This window comes from Corynebacterium sp. zg-331 (assembly GCF_014267345.1).
Taxonomy (GTDB): Bacteria; Actinomycetota; Actinomycetes; order Mycobacteriales; family Mycobacteriaceae; genus Corynebacterium.
Map to the genome: position 1 here is coordinate 678,441 of NZ_JACMYD010000001.1, position 6,494 is coordinate 684,934.

The window sequence follows — 6,494 nt, forward strand, 5'->3', positions numbered from 1 at the left end:
GTTACTCCTTAAACCAGCCCTGGACGGTCAGCGCCAGGTTATTCCAGGTATCGATGAGGTTATCGCTAAAGGTGCCCGTCCCTTCCCAACCAGCGATGAGTACGATTGTTGCGCAGGCCACCAGCACGCCCAGGATCGCCCACAACCAAGCGATCCCCCCGCTGGCGGGGACGATGTAAAGGCTGGCCACGGCGTCGGCATCGACGAGCTTGGTGCCCACCTTGGCCCGGGTCACCAGCGCGGCGGGGTGATGCTTCCCGGCGAACATGCCGTCCAGGCTCACCGAGGCCCCCGCGTTCACGATCAATTCGGCCCCGTGGTACTCCACCAACAGCAGGGCCAGATCCGTCGCGGAATCCGTGGCGGCGGGGAAAGTCATGGCGCCGATGCCCAGATCCTGGATTCGTTCCAGCCCCGAGGCGTGCCCATCGGCGTCGGCGGGCAGCACCACCCGAGCGCCGCTGCGCAGCGTCTCAGCGCCCACATTCACGGGGTTACCCACGATGAGATGGGGCCGGTAGCCCATCTCCACCAAGGTGTCGGCGGCACTTTCCACTCCCACGAGGCAGGGCTCGTATTCCCGGATAAAATAGCGCAGCGACTCGATCTGTTCGCGGTGGCGCTCGCCGGGACTGACCACCAGGGTCTTGCGGTCGCGGATCTCCTCGCCGATATCAGGAATCCCCAGCCCATCGACGAGGAGGGGAGCCTCCGAGTTGATGAACTCCACGGTATTGCCGAAGTAAGCCTCCATGCGCTCGACGAGGGATCGCTGGGCTTCGTTGAAAGCCTTATCCGCTTCCTTTTTCCCCATCACGCGCCCGTCACCCAGGTGCTTATCACCGTGGTAAATCCCCCCCTCCTCGGACACCCGCGCCTTCTTGCCGTCACGCAGCCCACCCAGCGGGCCCGCGGAATCGATCAGCGTAATGGAGGCATCGAGCAGCATGGTAGGACCGAAGTTCGGTACGGCCCCGGTGCTAAAGGCGGACTTGTTGATGACCACGGAGGGACGAAGGTCGATGAGATCCTGCGCCAGGCGGCGGGAGATATCCGCAGCGTCAATCACCGCGATGTCCCCCGGGGAGAAACGCTTGAGGCCTTTGCCCTGCGAGGTGCAATCGCGCAGCACTCCGTGGGTGCCGGGGAGATCGTCTTTGCGGGAGAACAGACTCATGCCCGCTATCATTGCGCATCAGGGCGTTCAAGTGGTGAAGGCACGCGGGAAAACTCTTGCGCCCGCTCCAATAGTTCCGCAGCGTGCGCCAGGCCTGTGGCGTCCACCAGACCGGCGAGCATACGGGCAAGCTCTTCCACCCTGCGCTGCCCCGTGAGCGTTTCCACCCCGGAGGTCACCGTATCATCCTTGGCCACGTGCAGGTGAGTGTCGGCATAGGCCGCCACCTGTGGCAGATGCGTCACCGCAATGACCTGGTTGTGCCGCGCCAGGCGCGCCAATCGACGCCCAATCTCCATCGCTGCACGCCCGCCCACCCCCGCATCCACCTCGTCAAAAACCAGGGTGGTGCCCGGTGAAACTCCCGCCAAAACCACTTCCAGGGCCAACATCACGCGCGATAGCTCACCGCCGGAAGCGGCGGAATCGAGGGGACGGGCCGGGGCCTGCGGATTGGCGGCCAACAACAGCGAAACCTCGTCGAGCCCATGCGGGCCCGGTTCCCCGGCGCAGACATCCACGGTGAACCGGGCCTTGGGCATGGCCAACCCATGCAGCTCGCGTGAGACGCGCTCCCCCAATTCCCGCGCCGCTCGGCGGCGCACCCGGCTGATCTTTTCCCCCTCGGCGCGCACCTCGTCGTGCGCCTGACGGGTGAGCCTCTTTAATTTTTCCAGCGCCTCCGTGGAAGTATCCATGCGGGCGAGCTTGTCCCTGGCCTGGTCCCGCCAGGCAAGCACCCCTTCGATATCCGGGGCGTACTTCCGGGTGAGCGATTTGAGTTGGTATTGGCGCTGCAAGGCCGTTTCGAGAGCTTCGGGATCCGTAGGAAGCTCGGAGAGAAACGCCCCCAACTCCGCGGTAATTTCTCCCAATGCGGAGGTGATCTCGGACAATCGCTGCCCCAGTTCTTCTAGCACGGGATCCCCGGTCAGGGAGCTAGCCGCACGGCCCAACAGGGTGGAAGCGGGATCGGCCTCATCCGTCTCCCCAAAGGCTTCCGCCCCGTCGATGGCCGCCAGGGCGGCCGTCGCCCGCTCGCGCAGGCCATCGACGTCCTGCAAGCGGCGCACGAGATCCAGGACCTCGGCTTCTTCTCCCGGCCGGGGATCCACCGCATCGATCTCGTCGAGGGCAAAAAGCAGGCGATCCGATTCCTGGGCCAGCTCGCGGCGCAATTGGGTTCGCCTACGTAGGTCGCGCTCCCGTTCCCGCCACGTTCCATAGGCGCGGCGGTAGTCGCCCAGGTCGATGTGCGCGTAGCGATCCAGCGCCTCCCGCTGCTGTTCCGGGGACCGCAGGCGCAGCTGATCGTTTTGCCCGTGGATGGTCAGCAGCCCCTGGCTAAAGGCTCCCAGCGTAGCCGCCGGCACCGCGCGCCCACCCAGGTGCGCGCGCGAGCGGCCACTACCCGCCACCGTGCGCGAGGCGATGAACTCGCCATTTTCGTCCGGTTCTCCGCCCGCCTCCGCCGCGACGGCCGCGGCCTCTTCACTCGGCAGGAAACGCCCCTCGACTACCGCCTTGGTCGCCCCGTTACGGATCCGCGAGGCGTCCGCGCGTCCCCCCGTGAGCAGGCGCAGACCAGTGACCACCATGGTTTTGCCCGCCCCCGTCTCCCCCGTGAGCACGGTCAAGCCGGGGCTCAGCTCCGCAGTAGCGCGAGGGATCACGCCGAGGTTTTCGATGGTGAGTTCAGCCAGCATGACTATCCTTCCTACCACGCCACCCCTGCACCGGAAGCTCCAGTTTGGACACCAGGCGATCCGCAAAAGGAGAATCATCCAGGCGCACCCAGCGTACCGGCCGCGCACCGCGAGCCACCTCCACCCGGGAACCCGCCGGCATGGTCACCTCCCGGAATCCATCCATGACCACCCGCGCCGAGGACAGCGATTCCACCGCCGCGGTGGAACGGGGGCTTATCACCAATGGTTTAGTAAACAGCGCGTGGGCGTTGTTGGGTACCACGAGGATCGCGTCGAGCTCCGGCCACAGCACCGGGCCGCCGGCGGAAAAAGCATAGGCCGTCGAACCCGTAGGGGTAGAGATCAAAACCCCATCGCAACCAAAGGAACTCACCGGCCGCCCGTCTACCTCCAGGCTCGCGTCCAGCACTCCGTGCCGGTGCACGTTCTCGATACTCACCTCGTTGAGCGCCCAGCCGTGCGCTATCGGAGCCAGGGTCGACGAGAGCACCGTGGCATCGATGGTCATGCGATCCTCCACCCGGTAATCGCCATCAATCACCTTCCCCACCGCTTCTTCGAGGGATTCCGCCTCCCACTCCGCCAGAAAACCCACGTGACCCAGGTTGATCCCCAACACCGGGACGTCCGCCTCGTGAGCGAGATCCGCAGCGCGCAGAAACGTACCGTCTCCCCCGAGCACGAGCACCAGCTCCACCCCCGCGCTCACCCCGGCCCGTGGGGAACGCACCGCAATATTGCCCGCGGAAAGAAGCTCGGCGGCGCGCTGTGCAGCCTCCGCGTTATTACCCATCGGGGGAACCAACACTACCTCGCGCATCATTGCGGTCCCTCCGCCACGGCTTGTGCCACCATCTCCGTGACATTCCGCGCCGGGGCAGCCCCCTTGGTCAGCCACAGGAAAAATTCGACGTTGCCCTGCGGCCCCGGTAGAGGTGACGCCACCACGCCGCGCAGCCCCAGGCCCAACCGCTGCGCCTCACGGGCGACCTCCTCCGTGGCCTTGGCCCTCAAGGAGGCACTACGTACCACACCGCCGCTCCCCAGACGCTCCTTGCCGACCTCAAACTGCGGCTTGACCATGGGGAAAAGATCCCCCGTGACACATTCCGCCAGGGCCGGCAGCACCAGCCGCAGGGAGATAAAGGAAAGATCGCCCACCATCATCTCGCAGGTGCCGCCGATCTGTTCCGGGGTCAGGGAACGCACATTAGTGCGATCGTGTACTCGGACCCGGGGATCGTTTTGCAGCCGCCAGATCAGCTGGCCATACCCCACGTCCACGGCTACTACTTCGCGCGCGCCGCGGCGCAACAAGACGTCGGTAAAGCCACCGGTAGAGGCCCCTGCGTCGAGGACCTTCTTGCCTGCCGGATCTACCCCAAAGGCGTCCAGTGCGCCGATGAGCTTGTGCGCGCCCCGGGAGGCCCACGTGTCATCCTCGCTGCTCTCGACCCTGATGGAGGATGAGTCCTCGACGACGGTGGCCGGCTTATGCGCGGGGAAACCGGCCACTACCACGCGACCAGAACGAATCATCTCCACCGCCTGCTCCCGCGAGCGCGCGATCTTGCGCCGCACCAGCTCCGCGTCCAGTCTTCTGCGCATCAGCCTTCCTTTCCCTTCAGGGCATCCTGCAGGATTCCGTGGGCCCGCTCTAAAATATCCGCCTCGACCTCAAGGGTATCCGCGGCATGCCCCAGCATCGCGGCCAGCTCCGCGCTGAGTTCCTCCGGGCTCATAGTCCCCTGACTTCCGAGAACGATCCCGCCCAGGCCACCGGAAGCGCCGCCAAAAGCCGCCGATAGGGATCGTCTTCCCCCTCGACCACCACGGCATCGCCCTCCCGATAGGCGCAAACACTCGCCTGCGGTCCAGGGCGCAGGAGATGGGACGAACAAGCCAAGGCGCTTACATCCCGCGCCACGTACGTGGGACGATGCTCCGGAGGGGCGGCAAGGAGTTCCTGTGCACCCGAAACCCCGGTGAGTACATGCAGCGTGGCCATACCCGCGGCATTGCCACCGGCGATGTCCGTGTCGAGGCGATCCCCAATCACCAAGGGGTTCTCCGCATCGGCGGCAGCCTGCTCAAACATTCGGGTCTCCGGTTTGCCGGCCGCAATCGCACGTACCCCTGTGGCTGATTCCACCGCCGCGACCATCGAACCGTTGCCCACCAAGAGGCCCCGTTCCGAGGGCAAAGAAGTATCTCGATTGGAAGCGATGTAGCGCGCGCCGCGCTGAATGGCCAGGGCAGCCTCGGACAACTGAGCCCAACCGGTCTCCGGGCTGTGCCCGTGCAGCACCACCTGGGGATCATCCTCCGCGCTATCGACGACCTGCAGCCCCATCGCCTGCGCCAGCTCCCGAAACGAATCCGCACCAAGCACCAGCACCCGAGCTCCAGGTGCCATCTGATGGGCCAGAGTCACCGCCGCCTGTGCAGAGGTCAAGACTGTTCCCGCCGGAAGCCCCATGCCGCGCAGCTTGGACTGGACCTCCTCCGGAGCCTTGGAGGCATTATTCGTCAGGTAAATAGGGTCGAGATCGCGTAGCGCCGCCACTGCCTCCGGAATCGGGGTGTCACCGTGCCACACGGTTCCGTCCAAATCAAAAAGCAGGGCATCGTGCTCACCGGCCAGGGTCATAACCGCTCCTGGGCGTCGAACAAGCCCTCCTCGTCGAGCTCAACCACACGCTCAAACCACGGGCGAGCATCCGCCTGCCGATCCGCCGCCGCGAGGGCATCCGCGTAAGCGTAGGCCAGACGCATGGCGGTCATCCCCGTAGCCGTACGCGACGGGCTGAGCCGCTCCAGGGTCAGCACCGCCTCATCGTATTGACCCAAATCCTGGCGAGCACCGGCAAGAACGATTCCGAGCTCGATCGCGGATTCTCCATCCAACTGTGTAGCTTCCTCCGATCGCCCGATCTCGATAGCCTTAAGGGGGCGCCCCAACCCTCGCTCGCAATCGGCCATCAAAGCCAGGAGGCCCGGTCCCCCTGCCATCCGACGCGCCGCACGTAGTTCCGAGAGCGCCTCTTTCCATTCCCCCGCACGATACGCCGCGATACCGTTAGTCTCCCTGGCCACCGCCACGCGACCCGCACGATTCTTCGCCGCACGGGCGTGCCGCAAAGCAAGCTGGGGATCGTCCTCCATGAGGGTAGCCGCCATAATCATGTGTTTGGCCACGATCTCCGCATTCTGCTTGGACAGCACTCTAAGATCCTGAAGCACCATCGGATCGAGATCCCGGACATCGATGTCCTCCGACAGAGCGGGTTCGTCCTCCCGATTCTTAGCCCGTTCCTCGCGAAAACCATGGCGCTGGGGGTTAGTCTGATTACGGCTTCCAGCTCGCTGAGAATGCCGGCGCTCTCGATTCATATGCTGCCTTTCCACGAATCCGACTCTATTCGAGGGTATGAAAAAGGTGGGGTGGGGTAGTACAACCTACTACCCCACCCCACCACATTATGAATTTTTAGTGTTGGCAGCAACCTACTCTCCCACACCCCAACGAATGCAGTACCATCAGCATGAAATGGGCTTAGCTACCGGGTTCGAAAAGGGACCGGGCGTTTCCCCACCACCATCAACCA

The 6,494-nt window shown here is 64.7% G+C and carries 7 protein-coding genes and 1 rRNA gene; all 8 read right to left on the bottom strand.

What is annotated here, in order from left to right; genetic code table 11:
- Position 1: 1 nt before the first annotated feature.
- The 8 genes from steA to rrf all read right to left on the bottom strand — a co-directional run bounded on the left by steA (position 2) and on the right by rrf (position 6,492).
- Positions 2-1,177: a putative cytokinetic ring protein SteA gene (steA, locus tag H7347_RS03330; RefSeq protein ID WP_152821171.1), complete on the bottom strand. Its 1,176-nt coding sequence runs from the start codon at positions 1,175-1,177 to the stop codon at positions 2-4.
- 8 nt (positions 1,178-1,185) lie between these two features.
- Positions 1,186-2,883 carry a DNA repair protein RecN gene (gene recN / locus H7347_RS03335; RefSeq protein ID WP_152821173.1) on the bottom strand — a complete coding sequence of 566 codons (1,698 nt, stop codon included), beginning with the start codon at positions 2,881-2,883 and terminating at the stop codon, positions 1,186-1,188.
- Positions 2,873-3,709 carry an NAD kinase gene (locus tag H7347_RS03340; RefSeq protein WP_152821175.1) on the bottom strand — a complete coding sequence of 279 codons (837 nt, stop codon included), beginning with the start codon at positions 3,707-3,709 and terminating at the stop codon, positions 2,873-2,875. Before H7347_RS03340 ends, recN begins: the two co-directional genes overlap by 11 nt.
- Complete coding sequence (locus tag H7347_RS03345; RefSeq protein ID WP_152821177.1) at positions 3,706-4,494, bottom strand: TlyA family RNA methyltransferase; 789 nt, start codon at positions 4,492-4,494, stop codon at positions 3,706-3,708. The genes H7347_RS03340 and H7347_RS03345 overlap by 4 nt, the downstream gene beginning before the upstream one ends.
- Positions 4,494-4,628: a hypothetical protein gene (locus tag H7347_RS10665; RefSeq protein WP_255476809.1), complete on the bottom strand. Its 135-nt coding sequence runs from the start codon at positions 4,626-4,628 to the stop codon at positions 4,494-4,496. Before H7347_RS10665 ends, H7347_RS03345 begins: the two co-directional genes overlap by 1 nt.
- Positions 4,625-5,536 carry an HAD-IIA family hydrolase gene (locus tag H7347_RS03350; protein WP_152821180.1) on the bottom strand — a complete coding sequence of 304 codons (912 nt, stop codon included), beginning with the start codon at positions 5,534-5,536 and terminating at the stop codon, positions 4,625-4,627. Before H7347_RS03350 ends, H7347_RS10665 begins: the two co-directional genes overlap by 4 nt.
- A complete protein-coding gene (locus tag H7347_RS03355) occupies positions 5,533-6,294 on the bottom strand; it encodes a hypothetical protein (RefSeq protein WP_370513895.1) in 762 nt (253 codons plus the stop codon). Before H7347_RS03355 ends, H7347_RS03350 begins: the two co-directional genes overlap by 4 nt.
- A gap of 86 nt (positions 6,295-6,380) precedes the next feature.
- Positions 6,381-6,492, bottom strand: a 5S ribosomal RNA gene (gene rrf / locus H7347_RS03360).
- Positions 6,493-6,494 lie beyond the last annotated feature (2 nt).

Bases quoted from the DNA above. Each gene is read 5' to 3' on its own strand.
- H7347_RS03350 (WP_152821180.1), bottom strand. From the start codon at position 5,536: ATGACCCTGGCCGGTGAGCACGATGCCCTGCTTTTTGATTTGGACGGA.
- H7347_RS03345 (WP_152821177.1), bottom strand. From the start codon at position 4,494: ATGCGCAGAAGACTGGACGCGGAGCTGGTGCGGCGCAAGATCGCGCGC.
- recN (WP_152821173.1), bottom strand. From the start codon at position 2,883: ATGCTGGCTGAACTCACCATCGAAAACCTCGGCGTGATCCCTCGCGCT.
- H7347_RS10665 (WP_255476809.1), bottom strand. From the start codon at position 4,628: ATGAGCCCGGAGGAACTCAGCGCGGAGCTGGCCGCGATGCTGGGGCAT.
- steA (WP_152821171.1), bottom strand. From the start codon at position 1,177: ATGAGTCTGTTCTCCCGCAAAGACGATCTCCCCGGCACCCACGGAGTG.
- H7347_RS03340 (WP_152821175.1), bottom strand. From the start codon at position 3,709: ATGATGCGCGAGGTAGTGTTGGTTCCCCCGATGGGTAATAACGCGGAG.